Genomic DNA, 23,028 nt, shown 5'->3' on the forward strand with positions numbered 1-23,028 from the left:
GCATGAACGAGAGAAACGCCAATGAGTTCGCCGATTTTGGGGAGTTTCCCGATTTCGGACTGACCCCGGCGCAGCGACGCGAAGCCGTGCTTGGCCATTATTATGAATATCCCGGCATGGACGGGCCGCGTGGCGAAATCTGGTGCTACACCGATGCCTATTCTTATCTGCCGGGCGCAACGGTTCATTTGCAGGTGAGTGCGACCGCGTCGCGTTTCGATATCGAAATCGTGCGCGATGGGGCGGTTGAAAAGCCTGTCTTCTCAAAGTGCGGCATAGACTGCAAATGGCAGGAAACGCCAGCGCAATGTTCTGTTGTGGGCTGCGGCTGGGAGACGACATTTTCGTTCAAGACGGACGAGAACTGGCCTTCCGGTGCTTATCGCATCACGCTGAAAGCCGAAGGCAATGACGGTCAGCTGATCCATTGCCACCATCTGTTCATCCTGCGACCAGCGGCAGGCCGTAAGCCGGGTCGTATCCTGCAGGTCGCTGCGACCGGCACGTGGACGGCTTATAATACCTGGGGCGGTTCCAACCACTATCAGGGCATTACAGGGCCGAATGGCGATCAATACGCGACGACGGTGAGCATCGAGCGTCCGTTCTGCCGTGGCTTTGCGCTGCTGCCGTCCAATGCGCCCCGCGTGCCGCTGGAGTTTGTGACTCCGCCTGCCGCCCCTCCACGCTATCCGCATATGGAATGGGCCTTTGCCAATGGTTATTCCAAGAAATATGCCTCATCCGGCTGGGCGAGTTATGACAGCCTGTTCTTCCGCTGGGCTGAACGGGAAGGCTTTGCGATTGATCTCGCCAGCCAACATGAGCTGCATTTCTCGCCGGAAATCCTCGACGGGTATGACTGTGTGGCCTTTGTTGGTCACGACGAATACTGGACATGGGAAATGCGCGATGCCGTCGATCATTATGTCGATGGCGGCGGTCGTGCGGCCCGTTTTGCGGGCAACTTCATGTGGCAGACGCGGCTTGAGGATGATGGCAAGCGCCAGACTTGCTACAAATATCGCGCCCGCGCCGAAGACCCGGTCTATCGCTCCGCCGATCCACGCCGCACCAGCGGTTGCTGGGAAGCGACGGAAGCCGGACGGCCTGCTGCCGAAACCTTCGGTCTCAATGCGCTGCGCGGACTTTATGTTGGCTGGGGCGGTTGTGCTCCACGCGGCGTGCGCGGCTTTCCGGTCTATCGCCCCGAACATTGGGCCTTTGCCGGAACCGGCATCTATTACGGTGATCTCCTGGGCGCTGACGGTCACGCCTTCGGCTATGAGGTCGACGGGCTCGACTATGTGATCCGGGGCGGTCTGCCTGAACCGGAGGAGGGCAGCGGCGCGCCCGATGGCCTACAGATTCTGGCGCTCGGCATGTCATCTCTCAAGGAAGAGGGCGCGGATATTCCGGCCGACGACCAGTTTCTTTCCGATGCCGATGCAAAATTCGTGGCCGATACGCTGATCGGCAACGATGGGGATGCAGCCGTGGAACGCATCAAGCGCGGCTGCGGCATGATCGTCAATTTTCCACGCGGCAAGGGCGAAGTGTTCCACGCCGGAAGCTGCGAATGGGTCGCGGCTCTCAAACGCGGCGACCGCATGGTCGAACGTGTGACCGCCAATGTTCTCAACCAATATCTCAAGCGCTGACAGAGTAACGCCATGCTCAACACAAAAGCACAGAATGAACGCCCGGTATCGCATCTTTTCTACCAGTCGCGCCTGCGCAGGCCGCTGGTGGATCGTGCCGAAGGTATCTACATCTGGGATCAGGATGGACGCCGGGTCATCGACGGCTCTAGCGGCGCGATGGTGGTCAATATCGGCCACGGCAATCGCAACGTGCTCGACGCCATGAAAGAGCAGATGGATCGCGTCACCTTCGCTTATCGTCTGCACTTCGAAAATGAACCGGCGGAAGATCTGGCGCGCATGGCCGCCGAGCGTATGCCGGAAGGGCTCGACAAGATTTTCTTTGTGTCCGGCGGTTCGGAAGCGGTGGAATCCTGCATCAAGCTTGCCCGCCAATGGGCGGTTGCGACCGGGCAAGGCACACGCTGGAAAGTGATTTCGCGGTTTCCGTCGTACCATGGCGGTGCGCTTGGGGCGCTGGCTGTCACCGGCTACGCGGCTTTGAGCGAGCCTTTCGCACCCATCATGCGCGAAATGCCGAAAGTCCCGGCACCGACCGCCTATCTCGACCGCGACAATCTCACGCTGGAACAGCGCGGCCAGAAATATGCCGACATGCTGGAGGAGAAGATTCAGGAAGAGGGGCCCGAAAGCGTACTCGCCTTCATCATGGAGCCGATCGGTGGAGCGTCGACCGGCGCGCTGGTCGCGCCCGACAGCTATTATCCGCGTATCCGCGAAATCTGCGACCGTTATGGCATCCTGCTCATCCACGACGAGGTGATGAGCGGTGCAGGACGTACCGGCAAGTTTCTGGGCGGCGACCACTGGAACTGCAAGCCCGATCTCATCGCGCTTTCGAAAGGGTTCGCTTCTGGCTATTGCCCGCTTGGCGCAATGGCTGCGCCCGGACGCATCGTGCAGCCGGTGCTGGATGCTGGCGGTTTCCTGCACGGCTTCACTTATGCGGGCAATCCGCTGGCTTGCGCGGCTGGCAAGGCGGTGCTTCAGGAGATTGACCGTCTCGATCTGGTCGGCAATGCCGCCCATATGGGCGATGCGCTGAAGGGCGAGCTGGAAGGACTGGCGAAGCGCTTCCCGTTCATCGGTGATGTGCGTGGCAAGGGGTTGTTGCTGGCAGCCGAATTCGTGTCAGATCCTGAAACCATGAAGCCGCTGCCGAAGGAGCTGAACGCTCATCAGCGCATGGTCGATCTTGCCTATGAGCGTGGTCTGATCATCTATTCGCGCCGCACGCGGGGTGGTGTTGAAGGCGATCACTTCCTCGTCTGTCCGCCGATGATCGTGAGCAGAGAACAAGTTGGCGAGATCACCGCGATCCTTGGCGATACGCTGGAGGTTCTGGCGCGTGAACTCAAGCTGCCCGTGAACGCATAAGGTAACCGGATCATGACCGAGAAGAAGAAAACACAGCGCAAGGTGATCATCACCTGCGCAGTGACGGGCTCCGTGCACACTCCAACCATGTCGCCGCACTTGCCGGTTACGCCGGAGGAGATCGCCAGCGAAGCCATTGCGGCGGCGGAAGCGGGCGCATCCATCCTGCATCTCCATGCCCGCGATCCGCGTGATGGCAGACCGTCCGCCAATCCGGACCTGTTCATGCAGTTCCTGCCCCGCATCAAGCAATCGACTGCGGCCGTGGTGAATATTTCCACTGGCGGGTCGTCATTGATGACGCTGGATGACCGGCTGGCCGCGCCGCTCAAGGCGCAACCGGAAATGTGTTCGCTCAATATGGGCTCGATGAATTTCGCACTGTTTCCAGCCCTCGATAAGCCACGCGAGTGGAAGCACGCATGGGAGCCGGAACTGTTGGAGGCAACGCGCCATTCGATTTTCAAGAACACTTTCGCGGATATGGAAGGCATTCTGACCAGTCTTGGTCAGGGCTGCGGCACACGCTTCGAGTTTGAATGCTACGATGTCGGCCATCTCTATTCACTGGCTTATTTTCGCGACCATGGGTTGGTTACCGGTCATCTGTTCATCCAGTTCGTCTTCGGTATTCTGGGCGGCATCGGCGCAGACCCGGAAAACCTCATGCATATGAAACGCATCGCCGACAAGCTTTTCGGCGACGACTATTCCTTCTCGGTTCTGGCAGCAGGCAGGCACCAGATTCCAATGATCACAATGGCGGCGGCCATGGGCGGCAATGTGCGTGTCGGCCTGGAAGACAGCCTCTACGACGGACGGGGAAAGCTGGCTAGGAGCAATGCCGATCAGGTGCGGCGCATTCGTAGCATTCTTGACGGCTTGTCGCTTGAAGTTGCCACACCCGAGGAGGCGCGCGACTATTTGGGCCTGAAGGGTGGAGACAGGGTGGCGTTCTGATGCCAAAGATTGTGTTGGATAGCAAAGCGGGCGTTGTGATCCGGGTCGCCGAGCCTGCCGATGCTGAACAGATTCACGAGGCGATCCGCGCGATGGGCGCGGGGCTGGGTGCTGCAGGCAAAGTCTCCAGTACGGTAGAAGACTTTCGCCGCCACGGCTTTGGTCCCAACGCGGCTTTTACCAGCCTGATCGCCGAGGTGGACGAGGTATTTGCAGGACTGGCGCTGTTCTTCCCGATTTTCTCGACATGGCTTGGGAAGCCTGGTGTCTTTGTGCAGGACCTCTATGTCGATGAAGGGTTTCGCGGTCGGCGGGTAGGCGAGATTTTGCTTCGCCATGTTGCATCATGGTCGATAGCACGCGGCGGCGTTTATCTGCGGCTGGTTGTGGATCGGGACAATGTTGCCGCGCAACGATTTTACCAAAGGCTGGGTATTGGCTGGATCGAAACCGACCTCGATCATGGCGCTTATGGCGAGGATTTTGCCCGTCTGGCGCGTATCAATGCAAACTAGGGAGCAGTCATGAAAGCCTTCTACGCTGTTGAGCAAAAGCGCCACGACCCGAAAGCCTTTCTTTCCAGCGGCGCGCCGAAGCCAAACCCCGAACAGCCAGAGCGCGTCGAACGTCTGCTTGCGGGTGCCAAGGCAGCAGGCTGCGAGATCATCCGCCCGCAAAATAACGGTCTAGCCCCGATTTCAGCTGTGCATACGCCGGAATATCTGGAGTTCTTACAGCATATCTATCCGCGTTGGCGGCGCATTGAGGAGGCTTCGGAAGAGGTCATCCCGAACATTCATCCGCTGGCGCGTGACGGCCGCTATCCGGCATCCGCCGTCGGGCAGGTTGGCTATCACATGGCCGATACGGCTTGCCCGATAGCCGAACACACATGGGAAAGCGTGTGCTGGAGTGCCTGGAGTGCGGTTGACGCCGCCGATGCGGTGCTTGCAGGCGAGGTGGCGGCCTATGCGCTCTGCCGTCCACCGGGGCATCACGCCTTTGCCGATGTTGCTGGCGGCTTTTGTTTCGTCAACAATTCGGCGGTTGCCGCGCAGCGGCTACGCTCGAAGGCCGAACGCGTCGCAATCCTCGATGTCGATCTGCATCACGGCAACGGCACGCAAGGCATTTTCTATGCGCGTCCCGATGTTTTGACAGTCTCGATTCACGCCGATCCGCTGCGCTTCTATCCATTTTTCTGGGGCCATGCCGATGAACGCGGTGAAGGGGCTGGTCTTGGCTACAACCTCAATCTGCCTCTGCCGCGTAAATCTGGCGATGACGAGTTCCTCGCGTCGCTCGATACGGCTTTTCGTCGTATCGAAGCCTTCGCGCCAGATGCGCTGGTGGTAGCACTTGGTCTTGACCCCTTCGAGGGTGATCCATTCGGCGGATTGTCGGTTACCACTGGCGGTTTCGGACGCATTGCCGAAGCAATTGCAAAGCTTCGACTACCAACCGTCATCGTGCAGGAAGGTGGTTATCTTTGCGATGCGCTGGGTGACAATCTCACCGCTTTCCTGGGCGGCTATCAGTCGGTAGCGCGATGAGCGGTCTTGTGACTTTTATCGGCGTAGTACATCCGTGGATGTGCGACGTCATGGGACATATGAATGTCCGGTATTATGCCGGGATGTTCGACGATGCGAGCTTTCTGCTACTGGGACACATAGCCGGGAAAATCCCGGATGAGGGTTTCGGTTGGGCGGATGTGCGCTCGACAATGGAATATAAAAAGGAAGTGCCCGCCGGGGACTTGATGACGATCCGCTCTCAGGTGCTGAACGTGGGGCGTTCATCAATCACGTTTCGCCAGATAATGGCTGGTTCGCTTGATGGGGACCTGCGCGCCATCAATGAGACAACGTCCGTCCGTTTCGACAAGATCGCGCGTCATTCACTCGAACTTGACCCAGCAATGCGAGTGCGAGCGGAAAGGCTCATGTAGGGCCACAATCTGATTGGCTAGCCGCAGGTCTGATCTGCTGCCGAATGGCAGCTAACTCCGCTCATAACGCATAAGCGGACGGTCAGCGTCTGGCCCCATTGCGGCGATTCAAAAGGATTAGTCATTGCGTTTTCAGATAATAGAAACTGCTTCACTTCTGACTAGTATTTTCTCTCTTTTGTAAACCAATAAAAGCTAATAGATCGCCGTATTTATAACGAATAGCTTTGACCACTTTTCGATAAGGTAAGTTCTCAATGTGCTGGAACCGCTAGTTAGCAAGGGTCTTTGGACTTAAACCTAAAACACCAGCAGCTTGCTCAGACGTCAGCAGATGGTCACGCTCATAGTTTGTTGAGGGCAGGGGATGTTCTCGAGCAATGTCAGTCTGCGTCGTGAGAAAGCTCAATGACATATTGTATTTTCGAACGAGGTGCTCGGTGAGGCTGAGATAGAGCTGCTCAAGGCTAGGCTGCTCATTTTTGTTATCAGGCTTTTTCGCCATTTATCTGAGCCCACCTAACATACATGGTGTCCGATTACGAAACGCGATGGACGTTGTTGTTAACATAACAACAAGAGTATTCGAGTTCGACAATACAGAAATATTGTAACGACGTGCAGCTCAGGCGGATTCTGTGTATTCCCGAACGTTTTTCCACCGGGATTTTATGCTGCTTCACATGGAAGTTTTGCAATGCAAATTATAAATAACGAAGGTGATTGCTATTTGATTGCTAGCATCAAAATGGTGAAAACGAAAACAAGTTAAATGCTTGATTTTATGGTGCCGCTTGCGTGACTCGAACACGCGACCCCATCATTACGAATGATGTGCTCTACCAACTGAGCTAAAGCGGCCTAGGAACCTTCGTTCCAACTCCCGTGGGAGATTCCATTCGTTTCCGTCTGGACGGTGCGCTGATAACCAAAAGCAGAACGGAAAGCAAGGCCGAAATCGAACAAACCGAAATATTGTTTCAAACCTTGTGAAAACAGGGCCTTCCATCGGAGAGGCCCTGTTCGAAGCGCGCTGGCAATATGCCTTATGCGCCAGCACAGAGTTGACTGCGCGCTTCCTTATATTCACGCTCTAGACGGTCAATCAGCGCTGCCGCCGGAGCGATTTCATGAATTGCGCCAACGCCCTGTCCGCAGCCCCAGATATCCTTCCAGGCTTTCGCACCATCCTTCTGAGCTTGTTCAAAATCCATCTTGGAAGGATCGGCTTCAGGCAGATTATCCGGGTCGAGGCCAGACTGGGCAATGGAAGGCTTGAGATAATTGCCTGCGATGCCGGTGAAATAGTTCGAGTAGACGATGTCGGAGGAGTTTGAATCGACAATCATCTGCTTATAGGCGTCGACTGCGCGGGCTTCCGTCGTCGCTATGAATGGCGAGCCAATATAGGCGAGGTCCGCACCCATGGCTTGTGCTGCGAGAATCGAGCGGCCGTTGGCGATCGCTCCGGAAAGAAGTAGCGGCCCGTCGAACCAAGCCCGGATTTCCTGCACCAGCGCGAAAGGGGATAGTGGACCAGCATGGCCGCCTGCGCCAGCTGCCACCGCGATCAAACCGTCCGCGCCTTTGCGAATGGCAGAATTGGCGTGGCGGTTGTTGATGACATCATGCAGCACCATGCCGCCATAGGAATGGATCGCGGCGTTCACCTCGGGCACTGCGCCGAGTGAGGAAATGACAATCGGCACTTTGTATTTCACACAAAGGCCGAGATCGTGCTCCAGCCGCTTGTTGGAACGGTGGACGATCTGATTGACTGCGAATGGCGCTGCCGGATGGTTTGGATTGGCCTTGTCGTGGGCGGCGAGCCCTTCTGTGATTTCCGCCAGCCATTCATCCAGCTGTGCTTCAGGGCGCGCATTGAGGGCAGGGAACGAACCAACGACGCCAGCCTTGCATTGCGCCATAACAAGCGCCGGATGCGAAATGATGAATAGGGGCGCGCCGACGACAGGAATGCGCAATCTGTTCTTCAAACTATCCGGCAAGGCCATATTATTCTCCTCAAAAAATTGACGTTTGCGTAAACGTAATATCTCTAGCATGCCTGCACAGAACGGCAATACGAAAGATTAAATGAGATTCGCTCGGAGAACCAAGCGAAAGCATTTTTAAAATGCGTGGCATGGGCAGTCCACCGATCGGTTCGGGACCAGCTGCAATGCATTAGATGATGATTCTGTTTCGGCATATTGATTTCGCGGTTCGATTTTGGCCTGGAGTGTCAGATACGAAGGCGCAACAGGCAGATAGGGAGCCCAGAATTCTGATGCGGAGACTATGAAACTGGCCGATATTTTGTGCTGCCAGGCGTCCTCGGATCGGGTTTCTGCATCAGATTCAATCTGCTAGGGTGAAGCGACGGGACCAAAGGTTCGGGGAAAAGCGCGTTGAAAGTCGATATTTGACGGCAAGGCGGGTCTTATCAGGTAGCCAAATCGGTTATTGAACGGCTAAATGCCTTGATTCAGACGTTAAATTCGCTGAGGCTTGTGAAAAGCTGCTTTCTGGAAGTCGGTTTTGAACTTTTGGAATGCACAAAAGGCGGGAAACGTGAACACGGGGACGAGCGGCCTTTGGATAGTATAGAACGCGCCATCAGAAACGCATTTGCCAAAGCGGATGCCTATAATCCTGCGACCCGCCAGCGTATCTACGAATCCGCATGGGGCGCCCATGAACGTGCGCTCGCTGCCAACACGGCGTTGAGCGACGCCCAAAAAGAACAGCGCCGTCAGAAGCTCAAAGATGCGATCTCCGATATCGAGCAGGAGTTCTCTGCGCCGCGCCAGAGTGGAGACTATGCGGAGCCATCGCTGGATGCGCCGCATCGCGATGATCCTGTCCTAGGTGGTGCCGCGGCAGCGAGCGGTGCTCCGGCGCTCGACACCAGTGATATTCGATCCCGTTCCACAAAGAAAAAGGGCACCAGTGCCGATCTTGGTTATGAAGGCGGAGTATCGCGTAAGGAAAAGCGTGGCAGGAAGAAGCGCCATTCGCCCTTTTATAGCTATGGTATTCCCGCGCTGGTGCTGCTTGTCGCCGTCATGATCGGCTATTCGCTTTACAGCAGCTTCACCGATCTGAGCCGTGGCCCTTCCAATAGTCCATTGCTTGGCGAAGGAGGCGGAGCGCCGCTGAAGGACGGTGAAGAGCCGGGCGGAGCCAAGTGGATTACCATTTTCCAGCCGTCCGAAGCGACGCGCATGTCGGTGCAGGGCAGCGCTACGGCTGAAATCTTGCGCGATGGCCCAAGCAGCTTTGCGCGCGTGAAATCTTCGGGTGAAGGCGATACCGTCAAATTCGACGTTGGCGAAGGCATTCTGGATCAGCTTGCGGGCAAGACGGCCACGTTCGATATCATCGCCAAGGCCGATGGCGGCAAGATCACGCAAATGTCGGTCAGCTGCGATTTTGCAGGCTTTGGCGATTGCGGGCGCAGACGGTATGACGTCGGTGAATCGCGGAACGATTTTCTGTTCGATCTGGATTTTGCAGGTGGCAGGAAAGCCGGTCGCGCCGGTGTCATCACGATCAATTCCGACCTGACCGGATCGGGGAAGCCGGTTGACATCTACGAAATCCGCGTTTCGGCGAATGCAAAATAGTCGTTGAAAAACAGAGGGCTACTGACTTTTCTTCTCCAGACTTGGAGGAGATTTAGCTGAGCAGCTTTTCCAGCGTTTCAAGCCGATCCGCTTCGCGAGGCGGCTTATCCCAGCGCAGCCGCGAGAAGCGCGGAAAGCGCATCGCGACACCGGATTTATGCCGTGTTGACCGGTTCAATCCTTCGAAGGCCACTTCCACCACGAGCCCATGATCAGGTTCTGCGCGCACCGAACGCACGGGACCAAAACGCTCGATGGTGTTTTCGCGAACAAATTTATCCAGCAATTTCAGTTCCTCATCGGTGAAGCCGAAATAGGCCTTGCCGACCGGCACCAAAACCGGCTCGTCCTCCGGTCCTGTCCAGACCGCGAAGGTGAAGTCGGAATAGTAGCTGGAGCGTTTGCCATGGCCGCGCTGGGCATAGACAACCACCGCATCCACCGTGAACGGATCGCGCTTCCACTTGAACCAAGGACCCTTTGGGCGGCCGGGAAGATAGGCGCTATCATGCCGTTTCAACATCACGCCTTCGATAACCGGGTGCGGTGGGTTGACGCGCAGGGCGGCGAGTTCGTCAAAATCGACGAAGGGCAGTACAGGGGACAGATCGAACCGGCGCGGGTCGAGTTTGCTGACGAAGGTTTGAAGCCGCCTGCGGCGCTCGACAAAGGGCAGGGCGCGCAAATCCTCACCAGATTGCTGGTTGCCGTCTTGCAATAGATCATAAGCGCGGATGAAAGCCGGATAATCGCGCAATTGTTTGACGCTGACGGTCTTGCGGTTCAACCGCTGTTGCAGGTCGGAGAAAGTGGCGGTTTCAATGCCGGTTTCACCATGATGCCCGACGAGAAGTTCGCCATCAATCGCGCCTTCAAAGTCCATCGCCTCCAGCACGTCTGGAAAAGCGCTGGAAATATCATCGCCGGTGCGGGAGTAGAGCTTGCGCACCCCGTTTTCCGAAACGGCTTGCACACGGATGCCGTCCCATTTCCATTCCACGCTGAAAGCGGCGGGATCGAGCGAGGGTATTTCCGCGTCATCCAGTGCAGTGGCCAGCATGACGGGGCGAAAGGGGGCATCGGCCGTCGCGGCTGGTTTGGGAGCAAGGCCCTCAAGCCAGGCAAAAAGCTCCGTATAGGGCAGTGACTGGCCATGCCAGAGTTCTTCGATCTCTGTCACCTCCACGCCGCCGAAATCGGCGAGCGCCTGTTTGGTAAGGCGTGCTGAAACGCCGATGCGCAAGCTGCCGGTCACAAGTTTCAGCAGGGCATAGCGTTCCGATATGCCGAGAAGATCGAGCCAGCCTGCAACCAGTAGGGGGCCTTCGCGGCGCGAGGCCCGTTGCAATTCATGCACCACCACGCCGAGCGACAGATTGGTGCCCGGCGAGGTCTCGCTGGGGCCGGGCCAGATCAGCGAAATGGTTTCAGCCAGATCGCCGACATAATCATAGGAATAGGCGAAAAGCGTCGGGTCTGTTCGTTCCGCGATCAGGGCGCGAAGCATGGCGGGTTTCACGCTTTGCAATTCCAGATCGCGCGTGATGGCGGCCAGCGCCAGTCCCCGGTCGGGATCGGGCCTGGTGCGGGAATAATCTGCAAGCAGGCGCAGCTTGCCATTACGCTGCGGGGTGAGAACCAGACGATCAAGAAGTTCGGCGAAAGCACGCATTAATCGGCCTCATCTTCATAGCCGATTAGATGCAGCGGCTTGGCGGGGATGTTCTGCAATTCGCACCAACGAACCAGAGCCTCCTCCCGCCCATGCGTGACCCAGACTTCGGCGGGCGCAAATTCCGATATTGTTTTCGTAAGCTCATCCCAGTCGCAATGGTCGGGGATGATCAGCGGCAGTTCGATGCCCTGTTGCTTGGCGCGTTGGCGGATGCGCATCCAGCCGGAGGCAAAGGCCGACACCGGATCGGGAAAACGCCGCGCCCAGCGGTCGGAAAAAGCGGACGGCGGGCCGACGATGATTTTGCCCGCAAAGTCAGGCTGTTTCTCACCGCGCTCCAATGTTGCGGGTTCGAGCGGGCCGAGATCGATACCGCGCATCTGGTAATAGTCGCACAATGTTTCCAGTGCGCCGTGAATATAGATCGGATCGCTATAGCCTGCATTGCGAATGAGCTTGATCACGCGCTGCGCCTTGCCGAGCGAATAAGCGCCGACCATATGTGCGCGCTCAGGAAAGAGCGTGAGGGATTTCAGAAGCTTTGCGACTTCATGCGACGCATCGGGATGACGAAACACCGGCAGCGCAAATGTCGCTTCGGTGATGAAGACATCGCATTTGATCGGCTCGAATGGCGCGCAGGTCGGGTCGGCAGAGCGCTTGTAGTCACCCGATGCAACAATGCGACACCCATTCTTCTCAACAGCGATCTGTGCTGAACCGAGCACATGGCCAGCGCCATGGAAACTGACGTGAACGCCATTGATCGTCAGCGTTTCACCAAGCCCAACCGGCTGCACGGTCTCGGCAAAACCCTCGCCATAGCGAAGGCGCATGATATCGAGGGTCTCCTGGGTGGCCAGAACATGGGTGTGTCCCGCGCGGGCATGATCGGAATGGCCATGGGTGATCAGCGCGCGCTCCACCGGACGCACCGGATCGATATAAAAATCGCCGGGCGGGCAATAAAGACCTTTTGGAGAGGAACATAAGAGCTGGTTGAAGCGCATAGGGCCTAGATAGGTCAGCAGCTTCGCGCTGAAAAGAGACGGGTGGCGTCATTGCTGACAAAATGAGAACAAAAGTGAACAAACATCTTGGCGCGGTGCCGCGCGGCTATTAGATTGGGGGCGTGAAACTGAATTTGAAACCCGCCGCCGCATCTGCCGCTTTTGCCCTGCCGGACCGTTTTGTCGAATGGTTCGGTTCCAAGGGCTGGTCGCCGCGCGCCCATCAGCTCGAACTCCTGGCGCGTGCGGAAGAGGGGCAATCAACCTTGCTGATCGCGCCGACCGGCGCAGGCAAGACGCTGGCCGGGTTTTTGCCCGCGCTGGTGGATCTTGAGCGGAAAGGCCGTAAAAGGCCGGGTATGGCGAAGCGGGGCGTTCATACGTTGTATATCTCGCCGTTGAAGGCGCTCGCTGTCGATATCCATCGCAACCTCACCGTGCCGGTGGAGGAAATGGGGCTCGATATCACCATAGAGACCCGCACCGGCGATACGCCTGCGCATAAGCGCCAGCGGCAGAAGCTGGCGCCGCCGGATATTCTGCTGACGACACCGGAACAGCTTGCCCTGCTGATCGCGTCCAAAGGGGCAGACCAGTTCTTCAAGGGGCTGCGCTATGTGGTGCTGGATGAGTTGCATTCGCTGGTGATTTCCAAGCGCGGCCATTTGCTGGCACTGGGGCTGGCGCGACTGCGCCGCCTGCAACCGCAATTGCAGACTATCGGGCTGTCCGCGACCGTTGCAGAACCAGACCAACTGCGCCGCTGGCTTGTCGACCAGGACGGCACCGATCCCAAAGCCGGTCTGGTGACGGTGGATGGTGGCGCGAAGCCCGAAATCTCCATTCTCGACTCCGAGGAACGGGTGCCCTGGGCCGGACATTCCGCGCGTTACGCCATTGCCGATGTTTATGAGGCGATCCGGACGCATCGGACCACGCTGCTTTTCGTCAATACGCGAAGTCAGGCGGAAATGCTGTTTCAGGAGCTGTGGCGCATCAATGAGGATACGCTGCCGATTGCTCTGCATCATGGCTCACTCGATGCCAGCCAGCGCCGCAAGGTCGAACAGGCCATGGCCGCCAATACGTTGCGGGCGGTTGTTGCGACGTCCACGCTCGATCTTGGTATCGACTGGGGCGATGTCGATCTCGTCATCCATGTCGGTGCGCCCAAGGGGGCAAGCCGTCTGGCGCAGCGTATCGGTCGCGCCAATCACCGTATGGACGAACCGAGCCGCGCCATTCTGGTGCCTGCCAACCGTTTCGAGGTGATGGAGTGTCGCGCCGCTCTCGACGCCAATTATCTCGGCGCGCAGGATACGCCGCCGCTGATCGACGGTGCGCTTGATGTGCTGGCGCAGCATGTGCTCGGCATGGCCTGCGCCGAACCGTTCAATGCCGACCAGCTTTTTGCCGAAGTGCGCAGTGCTGCACCTTACATGAACCTTTCGCGCCAAAGCTTTGATCGCATTCTGGATTTCGTCGCAACGGGCGGTTATGCACTCAAGACTTATGAGCGCTTTGCCAAAATCCGCAAGACGGCGGACGGCACGTGGCGTGTGTCCAATCCGCGGATCGCGCAGCAATATCGCCTGAACATCGGAACGATTGTCGAAGCGCCGGAACTGAACGTGCGGCTCACCCGCGGCGGCAAGAAAGCCAGCGCCTATGGTGGTCGGGTTTTGGGCCGGATCGAAGAATATTTTCTGGAAACGCTGACGCCGGGCGATACTTTCCTGTTCGCAGGCAAGGTGTTGCGTTTCGAAGGCATTCGCGAAAACGAATGCATCGCCACCAGTGCGGCCGGGCAGGACGCAAAAATTCCCGTTTATGCGGGCGGAAAGTTCCCGCTGTCGACCTATCTCGCCTCGCAAGTGCGCGCCATGCTGGCCGATCGCACCCGTTGGCAGTTTCTGCCCGAACAGGTGCGCGAGTGGCTGGAGGTACAGGAATTCAAATCCGTGCTGCCGCGCACCGATGAATTGCTGATCGAGACGTTTCCGCGTGGCGGTCGGTTCTATATGGTAGCCTATCCCTTTGAGGGCAGGCTTGCCCATCAGACGCTCGGCATGTTGCTGACGCGCCGTCTGGAGCGGATGGGCGCACATCCGCTGGGCTTTGTCGCCACCGATTATTCACTGGGCCTCTGGGGGCTGAAGGATATGGGTGCGATGATACGCTCCGGTTCACTCAATCTCACACGCCTGTTCGATGAGGATATGCTGGGCGACGATCTCGAAGCATGGCTCGACGAAAGCTATCTTTTAAAGCGCACTTTCCGCAATTGCGCCGTGATTTCCGGTTTGATCGAGCGGCGTCATCCGGGGTTGGAAAAAACCGGGCGGCAGGTGACGGTATCCACCGATCTGATCTATGACGTGCTGCGCAGCCACGAGCCGGATCATATTCTGTTGCAGGCGACGCGGGCGGATGCCGCGACGGGACTTCTCGATATCAAGCGCCTCGGCGACATGCTGGCGCGCGTGAAAGGACATATCTTGCACAAGCCGCTTGAACATATTTCGCCGCTGGCCCTGCCGGTGATGCTGGAAATCGGGCGCGAGCGTGTGGCAGGCGAGGGCGATGAAATGCTGCTTGAGGAAACGGCTGACGATCTCATCCGCGAGGCGATGGAATAAGAATTGGGAATGAGTGTTTCGGAATGAGAACGGCTGTCTGGAGCAATGGTGAGGCCTATAGTCTCGCGCACACGCAAGTGCGCGGTATCGCCGCCGTCTGCGATCCTTCCGGGGCACTTTTTCTGCCCGATCTCGCCATGCTGGTCGTGTCCGACCTGCATCTGGAAAAGGGTTCATCCTTCGCCCGGCGCGGGCAGCTCATTCCGCCCTATGATACGGCGGCAACGCTCGATATGCTGGCCGCGGCGGTTGCCCGTTACCAGCCCAAAGCGATCATCAGTCTTGGCGACAGTTTTCATGATCCGAAAGCGAGCGAGCGCCTGCCGTCGCTTTATGCCATCCGACTGAAGTCGCTGATGGAACACCGCGACTGGTTCTGGATCACCGGCAATCACGATCCCGAACGTCCGGTCGATCTGCCGGGCGATTGCGTGGAGGAACTGGCGGTCGGACCGCTGGTGTTTCGGCACGAACCCTCGCGCAAGCTTGGGCAGGGCGAGATTGCGGGCCATCTTCATCCGGCTGCGCGCATCGTGCGGCGCGGGCGCTCCGTGCGCCGCCCCTGTTTCGTCAGCGACGGCGAAAGGCTGATCATGCCCGCCTTTGGCGCCTATACCGGCGCGCTCAACGTGCTGGATCGCGCCTTTCGCGGCCTTTTTGTCGATGAAACACTGCGCGCCTATATGTTGGGGCAGGGCAAGGTTTATCCGATTGCCCGTGGCGCGCTGCACGGCGGGTGATTAGTCCTTCCGGAACAGGATACGTCCGAACCAGCCGGTGAAGACCGCCAGAAAAACCGCGAACAGACCATAGAGCAGGCTATATTGGTGGGCGGCGTTATAGACGCTTTGCTCCAGACCGGCTTTGACGATTTCGAGGCTGGCATTGGCCTCTCGCAAAAATACACCGTTGCGAAACAAAAGTGCGCGCGCCTTGTGTCGTCCGACCGGCACATTGGCTGGCAGGTTGAGCGTCGCGCGAAACAGAGTGCGGGACACGAATTCCACGCCGCCGATGCGCTGGCTGTAAAGCCCCTGCCGGATTTTCATCTCGCGAAGCTCGTTGCCGAATTTCGGAATGTTGCCGGAGAGGCTCGCAGGATCTTCCGGGTTCAAATAGAAATTGCGAACGCCGACCGAAAGCTGACGGTAGATCTTCTCATCCGCAATATCCTGCAGATTGCGCGTCGAGGCGAGCGAATAGGACAGTGGAACGCCGAGAAAAGTTTCCGAGCTGGCGTTGATCCAGACGCCCAGATAACGCTCTTTCTTGCGCACCACCAGATTGCGCTCCGGTCCCTGCAAAACCACGACGATATCGTAACGCCCCTGCCGCTGGATCATCGGATCGGCATTGTCCAACGCGCCAAAAATGGTCAGGTCGGTGCCGCCGAAATTGGAGGTGATGGCGATGGTCTCGGTTGAAAGGCCAATATCGATGGTTTCTTCCGCAGGCGTCTGCAATTGCGGGACCGTATTGCCATCACCGCTGGCGTTGACCTGTGCAAAAGCTGCGCTCGCGATCAGCGACAGAGCCATTGCCGAGGTGAGAGCAGCGGCCCGCATCTCAAAAATCCGCTATCGTGATGGAGAAAAGATTGTCGGGCCGCACGAACAGGCCAAAGGCCAGGCGCAAAGCAACGGCCAACACCAGCAGAGCCAGCAAGAGCCGCAACTGCTCACCGCGCAGTTTTTGGCCGGCACGCGCGCCATATTGGGCGCCGATCACGCCGCCGACCATCAGCAGGAAAGCCAGCACGATATCGATGGACTGGTTTGTCGTCGCCTGCATGACTGTCGTGAAGGCCGTCACGAACGTGATCTGGAAGAGCGAAGTGCCCACGACCACATTGGTCGGCACATGCAGCAGATAGATCAGCGCGGGCACCATGATGAAGCCGCCGCCAACACCCATGACCGATGATAGAAGGCCGATGAAAAATCCGATGCCGAGAACCGGGATAATGCTGACATAGATGGTCGAGGCGCGGAACCGCATCTTTAACGGCAGCTTGTGGATCCATGTGTGCTGGCCGGGGCGGCGCACCGCACCGCCTTTCTTGACTCGCCGCAAGGCGCGCAGGCTTTCCACCAGCATCAGTCCGCCGACACTGCCAAGGAAAAACACATAGAGGATGGATACGATTAGATCGAGCTGGCCCAGCTCGCGCAGCCATGAGAAGACGAAAATACCGAGCAGAGATCCGCCAATACCGCCTGCAACGAGAAACAGGCCGAGCTTGATATCAAGCGTGCGCCGCTTGAAATGGACAAGCGCGCCGGAAACAGACGAGGCGATAACCTGATTGGCGCCGGTGGCAACGGCAATGGCAGGCGGAATGTTGTAGAAGATCAGCAGTGGCGTGATCAGAAAGCCACCGCCGACACCGAATAGCCCGGAAAGAAAGCCAACCGCAGCGCCCATGCTGAGCAGAACCAGCATGTTGACCGATAATTCCGCAATGGGAAGATAAATACCCAATTCCGAACCCGGCTCTCACGGACGCATACGCTTCTCCGGCCCGCTGCGGTCGCGCAATTCCGCGAGGCCTGTTCGCCTACCGTCTTGCGCTGCCGGGACGTTTAAGTCAAACGCCGATTGTCATTACGGTTACCTTGCGTCGGACGTGTTACTTTCCTGCAATGGTTGGCCGCCTCTGGCGACAGATATTACGTGTTCTTCTGCAACAACAGCTGAACCAGCTTCTGATCGACATTGCCGGTCGGCTGCAGACCATTGGCCTTCTGGAACGAGGCAATGGCCGTGCGGGTCTTGCCGCCCATCACGCCGTCGGCGGTGCCGACATCATAGCCGTTCTTCTGAAGGATGAGCTGGATGTTACGAACCGCCTTCTTCATATCGACCGAGCCGGTGGTGGTCGGCTTGGCTTCCGTCCAGGCATCCGGCACGTCAATGGAATTGGTGGCTTCGTTCAGCGGCTTCGCCTTCCAGGACTGGACCGCGGCCTTTGCCTTTTCCAGCTGTTCCGGCTTAAGCGCTTCGGCGATCTGGTCGCGCTTTTGGGCCGCGTCCTTGTCACCGGAATTGGCGGCCAAGGCAAACCACTTGTAGCTCTCTTCCAGATTGACCGGAATGCCGAGACCCTTGGCGGCGAGAATGCCAAGATTGAACTGGCTGTCCTTCACGCCGAGATCGGCAGCTTCAGTAAACCAGCGAGCGGCGGAGGCATTGTCCGGGGCGCCGTTTGCGCCGGTTGCGAACAGAACGGCGAGATTGTGCATCGCGCTTGCATTGCCTTGCTGCGCCGAGAGCTGATACCAGGTCTTGGCCTTGTCCAGATCGCGCGGCATGCCGAGGCCCTTTTCATTGAAATTGCCAAGGCGATATTGTGCCGGGGCAAAGCCCTGACCGGCGGAAATGTCGTACCATTGCGCGGCTTTGGTAAAGTCGGCGGTGACACCGCGACCTTCCATATAGCGATTGCCGATTTCGAACAGGGCGCGTGCATCGCCCTTGGCCGCTGCCTCGCGCAATGCAGCGGGACCTGCTTCTTCCGGAATGGCCGGAATAGCGACTTGAACCGGTGCGGAAGGTGACACAGCCTCTTCAGGTGTGGAGGCTTCGACCGGCGTGGTGGGTGCGCTGGCGATGACCGTTTCAATGGTGGGCGAAGGCTCGGATGCAGCAGGCGCTTGGGCTTTTTCCTGACGCGGCTCAACAACTTGCGGTGTCTCGGCTTGGACCGGTGCTTCAGCCTGTACCGGAGCCTGCGGTGTTGCCGGCGTTTCGACAACAGGTGCTTCCGGCTGAGGCGCGAGATCGACGGTCATGTCGGTCGGTTCGTCACGGGTGAGGAAGGCGCTGCCAACTTGCAGGCCCGCCATGGCGATCATGATAGCGCCGATGGCCATCAGGATCGGCTTACGCTGGCGCTGCATAATGTCGCCAACGGACTTTTTCTTCTTGCCTGCGCCCTTGGCTGAACCCTTCTGAAGCTGTTCGGATTCAGCGGCTGCAAGCTGTGCGGCGCGGCGGGCGGCGGTGATGAAATCGACCTTGCCATTCGCTGCAAGAGCGGCATCGGCTGCATCTTCGCGCTGGCGGCGTTCTTCACGCACGCGCTTCATGATGGAGTTGAGGTCCGGCATATGATCGCCGCCGAACCGGGCGTCCGGTTCGTTCTCGATGATTGGCTCAACGGCGGCCATTCCGCTTTCGAAAGCCGGGGCGTCGCTTTTGTCGAAGCCTTCGGCCTTGAGATCGTTGTCGGTATTGATGCTGTTTTTCTCGGCGCGACGTCCGCGCATTGCTTTCGCAAGGCCACCGAACAGCGACGACTTGCCGGACGCTTCGCCAGCCGGTGCGGTCACGACAGCGGTTTCGCCTTGAATGGTGGCAAAAGCTGCTTCCGCAGCAGCAGTCGCAGGCGAGCGGGGGATGTTCAGGCGCGGGGCGCTGGCTTCCGGAGCGGAAAACCGGCGTGCGGGTTCCTCGGCCAAAGCCATGGCCGGGCGTGCATCGTTCTCATGCGTATCGAGGCTGCGATTGGCGACGCTTGCAGCGCCCTGACTGCCCATATCCTGTTCGAGACGCGACAGGCGATCCACGATCTTGACCAGCGTGTCGTGTACGGCTTCAAAGGTCTTGCTGTTGCGCTCGTCGGTGTTGCGCGCCAGCATTTCCAACGACTTCATATCGTCTGCCAGCTGGCGGGCAATGGCCGTATCGCCCTGAGAACCATGCTGGAGAACACGCGCAACCGCGCTTTCCGCAGCTTCGCGTGCGGCGTCGAGAACGGTTTCGCGGTTCGTTTCAAGTGAGCGCTCGATGGAATCGAGGCGCGGCTTGATCTGGGCGAGTTCGGCCACCGGCTGGGCCAGATGATGGGCGATGTTTGCAATCTGGTCTTCCAGATTGCGGATCGCTTCACTGTCTGCCAGATTCGGCATTTCATATTGCGGTGCTTGCAGCAATCCGAGCGAAATCTGCTGCGAAATATCGTCAAGACGGCCTTCGAGCGTATGGATGGCGTCGCTGTCGATGGAGCGATTGCCATATTGCGCATCCAGGCGCTCCGTCAGTTCTGCGAAACGACGGTCGATGGTGTCGAGAACGGCAGGGTCCGGCTCGTGGCTACGGCGTTCAGCATTTTCCAACTTCTGACCGATGGCTTCGAGGCGCGCTTCCACGCTGCGATAGTCGGATTGGCTCAGATTTTCCGTAACCTTGGCGACCTGATTGGCCAGAAGGTTGATCTGATGGGCGAGCTGCTCTGCCATCCGGTCGGGAAGGGCCTGTCCGCTTGAGAGCACATCGATGCGCTGCGAAAGCTCGCTCAGCTTCTGGAACAAGACATCGGAGTTCTGGCGGGAAGCCGAGCCGTCGATCTGGTCTGCAAGCTCGGCGAGACGCTTCTCGATACGCTCCAGTCGGCGGGCATCTTCCTGATCGGGGCGTTGCGCGCGGCTGGTCGCGATGATCGCGCGACTGATTTCATCCAGCCGGGTGTCGATCTGGTTCAGCATATCCTGTTCGAAAGGAGCTGCATTTTGCGGGTTCAAAGCGTCTTCGATGGAGTGCGCCAGCCGACCAATCCGCTCTTCAATGGCGCTGAACGCATGGGACTGCGGCAACGTGCCGATGGCTTCGCGCATCTGTTCAAGGCGCGAGCCGATGGCGTTCAAAGCCGGATTGACGGCATCGTGCCGCTTCTCGAAAGCTTGCATCTGCTCGTCGAAGCGGTCCCAACGATTGTCGAGACGGCGCAGGGTTTCTTCACGGGCAAGTGTGTGGACAGTGCGGTTCAATTCGTCGAACTGACGCCGCAGAGCCTGTGCATTGGCCTCGCTGCTGCGCTCGGCAAGCAGGCGCACGCTTTCGCTGAGGCGCTCAAAATCGTCGCTCATGCGCTGCGAAAAACCTTCTTCGCTGGCAGCGCGCTGCATGCGCGTCATTTCGCGGCTGGCGTCGCTGATTTCGGTGCTGGAAGCAAAGCTCGGCTGCGCCTGATGCTGGCGCTGACTGTCACGGCGGCGGCGCAGATTGTCGGCGATTTCTGCGAGACCGGCTGCGGTCTCGTCCGTATAGCGGGGAGCGGCAAAGGAAGGCGCGTTCGGCTGCGGTGCTGCGGGGGCGTCCTGTTCCAGCTCCATCAGCCGGCGCTCCAGGCCGGCGAGCGTGCGATCAAGCTCCTGCATTGCTACGGATGCGGGGCGGCGCTCGCGATGTGCGTTCAATTCATCAATTCTGGAACGCGAACCGGAAGCTAGCTCTGGATTTGCCATGAGAAATTCACTTTTCCAAATGATAAGGGTCGCCGGACGCAAATTCGGGAACGCAGAACCGCATAAACTTGCTGCACCTACATTTGTACAAACGTAGTAAACAAGTCGTTAATATGCGGGTTTTCAGCTTGTTTTTGAACGCAATTTGTCCGGTCAGAAGGCCTGTGCAGGTGTGGTAGGCGCCAAATTGCCCAGGTTCGGAAGTGGCCGGGTCTGTCATGACAGTATGGACAACCAGAATCGACGGGCTGGCCCGGTCATTTATGGCCGAAGTTTATCCCTTAGTCGGTTCTCAACGAGGTTCCATCGCGCTCCGGCGCGGTGGACGGGCGTTTCCGGGGGCGGAAACAGGGATGACTATGATTGAAAAGGCCATTGAGCCTGTGACGATAGCGGAGCTCCTGACTGGGAGCAGCTTGAAGGTCGGAGAAGATAACCAGCAACGCGGCCCATTGTTCAGGATCGGCGATCTGGCGCACGAATTCGGGCTGTCGCTGCGGGCATTGCGTTTCTACGAGGATAAGGGATTGTTGAGCCCAAGGCGGGCTGGAGTCACGCGTCTTTATGACCGTGAAGACCACACACGCCTGCGTCTCATTTTGTTCGGTCGCCAGATCGGCTTTACGCTCGCAGAGACGAAACAGCTTATCGATCTGTGGAAAGAAGGCGCAAGCGATCTGAGCCAGCTCAACGACTTGCGGGCTACCCTTTCCGCAAAGCTCGCCGAACTTGAGAAGAAGAAGCTTGAGATCGATCGCTCGATCGAAGAGCTGAAAGCACTTCTGAAAAGACTGATTACGCCATCGGCGTGAGTGCTTAAGAACAAACAGCCTTTTCGCGGGGGCGAAAAGGCTGTTGTTGTCTTTTATGCGATATCTTCGACCTGATCGAGATAATCGCCATAGCCTGCCGCTTCCATTTCCGCTTTTGGAATGAAGCGCAGGGCGGCTGAGTTTATACAATAACGCAGGCCGCCCCGATCAACCGGCCCGTCCGGGAAGACATGGCCAAGATGGCTGTCGCCATGGGTGGACCGCACTTCGGTGCGAACCATACCATGCGAAACATCATTCAACTCGCTGACATTGGCCGGTTCAATCGGCTTGGTGAAGCTTGGCCAGCCGCAATGGGAATCGTATTTGTCGCTGGACGCAAAGAGCGGTTCGCCGGACACGATATCGACGTAAATACCGGCTTCCTTATTATAGAGATATTCGCCTGTTCCGGGGCGCTCGGTGCCGCTTTCCTGCGTTACGCGGTATTGCTCCGGCGACAGCTTGGCGATGGCCTCTGGATTCTTGCTGTAAGTCATGGGTGGGCTCCCTGTCATTCGGCATAAATCTAGGCCCACTGCGGCAACTATTCCAGAGCGCGGCACGGGAATTTGATCTGTTCAGCTTTCCTGCGCGACCAGTGCGGTTTCAGCGGTGCGGGTCACTTCCTGCAGCACGAAAAGCGCATTTTCCAGCGACTGCCGGTCGATCTTTTCGAGAAGCTCGGCGCGAATATGATGAGTTAATTCCTGAAGTTCGCGCACCTGTTCCTGCCCTTCCGCGGTCAGCTCGATGCGCTTTGCGCGACGGTCGCCTTCCACCGGAACACGGCGAATAAGCTCCTGTTTTTCAAGGCCGTCCAGCAGGCGAACAACCGACGGATGCTCGATTTCCAGTGCATCGGCCAGTTCGCGCTGGTTCCAGTCACGGTCCTGCGCAAGCAAGAGCATCACGCGTGCACGCGACAGCGTCAGACCGAGCGCCCGGACGCGGGAATCGAAAAGGTTGCGCATTTTTCGGGCCGCAGTGGATAGGCCCATGGTGAACGCGGCGTGCAGTTCCTGTTTTGGGTCGTACATTACTTAGCAATCTAAAATATGGGGGT

General features: G+C 58.1%; 19 protein-coding genes and 1 tRNA gene. 10 read left to right on the plus strand and 10 right to left on the minus strand.

All coding sequences use genetic code 11. The features are described from left to right. Positions 1 to 2 precede the first annotated feature (2 nt). Genes JAU75_RS21005 through JAU75_RS21030 form a run of 6 tightly spaced genes read left to right on the plus strand, consistent with a single transcriptional unit; the run spans position 3 to position 5,952 of the window. Positions 3 to 1,661, plus strand: coding sequence for a N,N-dimethylformamidase beta subunit family domain-containing protein (locus JAU75_RS21005; RefSeq protein WP_199058447.1), 1,659 nt, complete (start codon positions 3 to 5; stop codon positions 1,659 to 1,661). A 12-nt stretch (positions 1,662 to 1,673) separates the two neighbouring features. After that, on the plus strand, positions 1,674 to 3,041 hold the full coding sequence (locus JAU75_RS21010; protein ID WP_199058448.1) for an aspartate aminotransferase family protein: 1,368 nt from the start codon (positions 1,674 to 1,676) through the stop codon (positions 3,039 to 3,041). A gap of 12 nt (positions 3,042 to 3,053) precedes the next feature. Then, positions 3,054 to 4,001, plus strand: a complete 948-nt coding sequence (locus JAU75_RS21015) for a 3-keto-5-aminohexanoate cleavage protein (protein ID WP_199058449.1) — start codon at positions 3,054 to 3,056, stop codon at positions 3,999 to 4,001. Then, positions 4,001 to 4,516 (plus strand): GNAT family N-acetyltransferase, encoded by a 516-nt coding sequence (locus JAU75_RS21020; RefSeq protein ID WP_199058450.1) that lies wholly within the window; start codon positions 4,001 to 4,003, stop codon positions 4,514 to 4,516. The genes JAU75_RS21015 and JAU75_RS21020 overlap by 1 nt, the downstream gene beginning before the upstream one ends. 9 nt (positions 4,517 to 4,525) lie before the next feature. After that, on the plus strand, positions 4,526 to 5,554 hold the full coding sequence (locus JAU75_RS21025; protein ID WP_199058451.1) for a histone deacetylase family protein: 1,029 nt from the start codon (positions 4,526 to 4,528) through the stop codon (positions 5,552 to 5,554). Continuing rightward, the gene (locus JAU75_RS21030) at positions 5,551 to 5,952 is read left to right on the plus strand and encodes an acyl-CoA thioesterase (RefSeq protein ID WP_199058452.1); all 402 of its coding nucleotides are present in this window, start codon (positions 5,551 to 5,553) and stop codon (positions 5,950 to 5,952) included. Before JAU75_RS21025 ends, JAU75_RS21030 begins: the two co-directional genes overlap by 4 nt. 271 nt (positions 5,953 to 6,223) lie before the next feature. Here JAU75_RS21030 and JAU75_RS21035 read toward each other — a convergent pair whose 3' ends face one another. The 3 genes from JAU75_RS21035 to JAU75_RS21045 form a co-directional block, all read right to left on the minus strand. Next, entirely contained in the window at positions 6,224 to 6,457 is a 234-nt protein-coding gene (locus JAU75_RS21035) for a hypothetical protein (RefSeq protein WP_199058453.1), read from the minus strand. 280 nt (positions 6,458 to 6,737) lie between these two features. Then, positions 6,738 to 6,813, minus strand: a tRNA-Thr gene (locus JAU75_RS21040). 185 nt (positions 6,814 to 6,998) lie between these two features. After that, a complete protein-coding gene (locus tag JAU75_RS21045; RefSeq protein ID WP_199058454.1) occupies positions 6,999 to 7,967 on the minus strand; it encodes a nitronate monooxygenase family protein in 969 nt (322 codons plus the stop codon). A 582-nt stretch (positions 7,968 to 8,549) separates the two neighbouring features. On the opposite strand from JAU75_RS21045, the gene JAU75_RS21050 reads away from it, so the two are divergent. Then, a complete protein-coding gene (locus JAU75_RS21050; RefSeq protein ID WP_199058455.1) occupies positions 8,550 to 9,581 on the plus strand; it encodes a hypothetical protein in 1,032 nt (343 codons plus the stop codon). Between the two features lie 52 nt (positions 9,582 to 9,633). On the opposite strand, the gene JAU75_RS21055 is transcribed toward JAU75_RS21050, so the two are convergent. Together JAU75_RS21055 and JAU75_RS21060 are read right to left on the minus strand one after the other, a co-directional pair. Continuing rightward, positions 9,634 to 11,253, minus strand: coding sequence for a cisplatin damage response ATP-dependent DNA ligase (locus tag JAU75_RS21055; protein WP_199058456.1), 1,620 nt, complete (start codon positions 11,251 to 11,253; stop codon positions 9,634 to 9,636). Continuing rightward, on the minus strand, positions 11,253 to 12,266 hold the full coding sequence (locus JAU75_RS21060) for a ligase-associated DNA damage response exonuclease (protein WP_199058457.1): 1,014 nt from the start codon (positions 12,264 to 12,266) through the stop codon (positions 11,253 to 11,255). The genes JAU75_RS21055 and JAU75_RS21060 overlap by 1 nt, the downstream gene beginning before the upstream one ends. A 122-nt stretch (positions 12,267 to 12,388) precedes the next feature. Here JAU75_RS21060 and JAU75_RS21065 point away from each other — a divergent pair, with 122 nt between their 5' ends. Together JAU75_RS21065 and pdeM are read left to right on the plus strand one after the other, a co-directional pair. Continuing rightward, positions 12,389 to 14,905 carry a ligase-associated DNA damage response DEXH box helicase gene (locus JAU75_RS21065; RefSeq protein WP_199058458.1) on the plus strand — a complete coding sequence of 839 codons (2,517 nt, stop codon included), beginning with the start codon at positions 12,389 to 12,391 and terminating at the stop codon, positions 14,903 to 14,905. 23 nt (positions 14,906 to 14,928) lie between these two features. Next, positions 14,929 to 15,645 (plus strand): ligase-associated DNA damage response endonuclease PdeM, encoded by a 717-nt coding sequence (gene pdeM, locus JAU75_RS21070; protein ID WP_199058459.1) that lies wholly within the window; start codon positions 14,929 to 14,931, stop codon positions 15,643 to 15,645. Here pdeM and JAU75_RS21075 read toward each other — a convergent pair whose 3' ends face one another. The 3 genes from JAU75_RS21075 to JAU75_RS21085 all read right to left on the minus strand — a co-directional run bounded on the left by JAU75_RS21075 (position 15,646) and on the right by JAU75_RS21085 (position 20,811). Further along, entirely contained in the window at positions 15,646 to 16,470 is an 825-nt protein-coding gene (locus JAU75_RS21075) for a TIGR02186 family protein (protein WP_199058460.1), read from the minus strand. Between the two features lies 1 nt (position 16,471). After that, positions 16,472 to 17,347: a sulfite exporter TauE/SafE family protein gene (locus JAU75_RS21080; RefSeq protein WP_247880575.1), complete on the minus strand. Its 876-nt coding sequence runs from the start codon at positions 17,345 to 17,347 to the stop codon at positions 16,472 to 16,474. 227 nt (positions 17,348 to 17,574) lie between these two features. Next, positions 17,575 to 20,811 (minus strand): peptidoglycan-binding protein, encoded by a 3,237-nt coding sequence (locus JAU75_RS21085; RefSeq protein ID WP_371836223.1) that lies wholly within the window; start codon positions 20,809 to 20,811, stop codon positions 17,575 to 17,577. Positions 20,812 to 21,509: 698 nt separating this feature from the next. On the opposite strand from JAU75_RS21085, the gene JAU75_RS21090 reads away from it, so the two are divergent. Further along, positions 21,510 to 21,962 carry a MerR family DNA-binding transcriptional regulator gene (locus JAU75_RS21090; protein ID WP_199058493.1) on the plus strand — a complete coding sequence of 151 codons (453 nt, stop codon included), beginning with the start codon at positions 21,510 to 21,512 and terminating at the stop codon, positions 21,960 to 21,962. Between the two features lie 53 nt (positions 21,963 to 22,015). Here JAU75_RS21090 and msrB read toward each other — a convergent pair whose 3' ends face one another. Further along, a complete protein-coding gene (gene msrB / locus JAU75_RS21095) occupies positions 22,016 to 22,462 on the minus strand; it encodes a peptide-methionine (R)-S-oxide reductase MsrB (protein ID WP_199058463.1) in 447 nt (148 codons plus the stop codon). Between the two features lie 81 nt (positions 22,463 to 22,543). Continuing rightward, on the minus strand, positions 22,544 to 23,002 hold the full coding sequence (locus tag JAU75_RS21100; RefSeq protein WP_247880573.1) for a MarR family transcriptional regulator: 459 nt from the start codon (positions 23,000 to 23,002) through the stop codon (positions 22,544 to 22,546). Positions 23,003 to 23,028 lie beyond the last annotated feature (26 nt).

Source organism: Ochrobactrum sp. Q0168, assembly GCF_016427605.1.
Classification (GTDB): domain Bacteria; phylum Pseudomonadota; class Alphaproteobacteria; order Rhizobiales; family Rhizobiaceae; genus Brucella.

What these genes read in the sequence shown, in the direction of transcription:
- JAU75_RS21005 (WP_199058447.1), top strand. Translation starts at nt 3, where the DNA reads ATGAACGAGAGAAACGCCAATGAGTTCGCCGATTTTGGGGAGTTTCCC.
- JAU75_RS21010 (WP_199058448.1), top strand. Translation starts at nt 1,674, where the DNA reads ATGCTCAACACAAAAGCACAGAATGAACGCCCGGTATCGCATCTTTTC.
- JAU75_RS21015 (WP_199058449.1), top strand. Translation starts at nt 3,054, where the DNA reads ATGACCGAGAAGAAGAAAACACAGCGCAAGGTGATCATCACCTGCGCA.
- JAU75_RS21020 (WP_199058450.1), top strand. Translation starts at nt 4,001, where the DNA reads ATGCCAAAGATTGTGTTGGATAGCAAAGCGGGCGTTGTGATCCGGGTC.
- JAU75_RS21025 (WP_199058451.1), top strand. Translation starts at nt 4,526, where the DNA reads ATGAAAGCCTTCTACGCTGTTGAGCAAAAGCGCCACGACCCGAAAGCC.
- JAU75_RS21030 (WP_199058452.1), top strand. Translation starts at nt 5,551, where the DNA reads ATGAGCGGTCTTGTGACTTTTATCGGCGTAGTACATCCGTGGATGTGC.
- JAU75_RS21035 (WP_199058453.1), bottom strand. Translation starts at nt 6,457, where the DNA reads ATGGCGAAAAAGCCTGATAACAAAAATGAGCAGCCTAGCCTTGAGCAG.
- JAU75_RS21045 (WP_199058454.1), bottom strand. Translation starts at nt 7,967, where the DNA reads ATGGCCTTGCCGGATAGTTTGAAGAACAGATTGCGCATTCCTGTCGTC.
- JAU75_RS21055 (WP_199058456.1), bottom strand. Translation starts at nt 11,253, where the DNA reads ATGCGTGCTTTCGCCGAACTTCTTGATCGTCTGGTTCTCACCCCGCAG.
- JAU75_RS21060 (WP_199058457.1), bottom strand. Translation starts at nt 12,266, where the DNA reads ATGCGCTTCAACCAGCTCTTATGTTCCTCTCCAAAAGGTCTTTATTGC.
- pdeM (WP_199058459.1), top strand. Translation starts at nt 14,929, where the DNA reads ATGAGAACGGCTGTCTGGAGCAATGGTGAGGCCTATAGTCTCGCGCAC.
- JAU75_RS21075 (WP_199058460.1), bottom strand. Translation starts at nt 16,470, where the DNA reads ATGCGGGCCGCTGCTCTCACCTCGGCAATGGCTCTGTCGCTGATCGCG.
- JAU75_RS21080 (WP_247880575.1), bottom strand. Translation starts at nt 17,347, where the DNA reads ATGCTGGTTCTGCTCAGCATGGGCGCTGCGGTTGGCTTTCTTTCCGGG.
- JAU75_RS21085 (WP_371836223.1), bottom strand. Translation starts at nt 20,811, where the DNA reads ATGCAGCGCGCTGCCAGCGAAGAAGGTTTTTCGCAGCGCATGAGCGAC.
- JAU75_RS21090 (WP_199058493.1), top strand. Translation starts at nt 21,510, where the DNA reads ATGATTGAAAAGGCCATTGAGCCTGTGACGATAGCGGAGCTCCTGACT.
- msrB (WP_199058463.1), bottom strand. Translation starts at nt 22,462, where the DNA reads ATGACTTACAGCAAGAATCCAGAGGCCATCGCCAAGCTGTCGCCGGAG.
- JAU75_RS21100 (WP_247880573.1), bottom strand. Translation starts at nt 23,002, where the DNA reads ATGTACGACCCAAAACAGGAACTGCACGCCGCGTTCACCATGGGCCTA.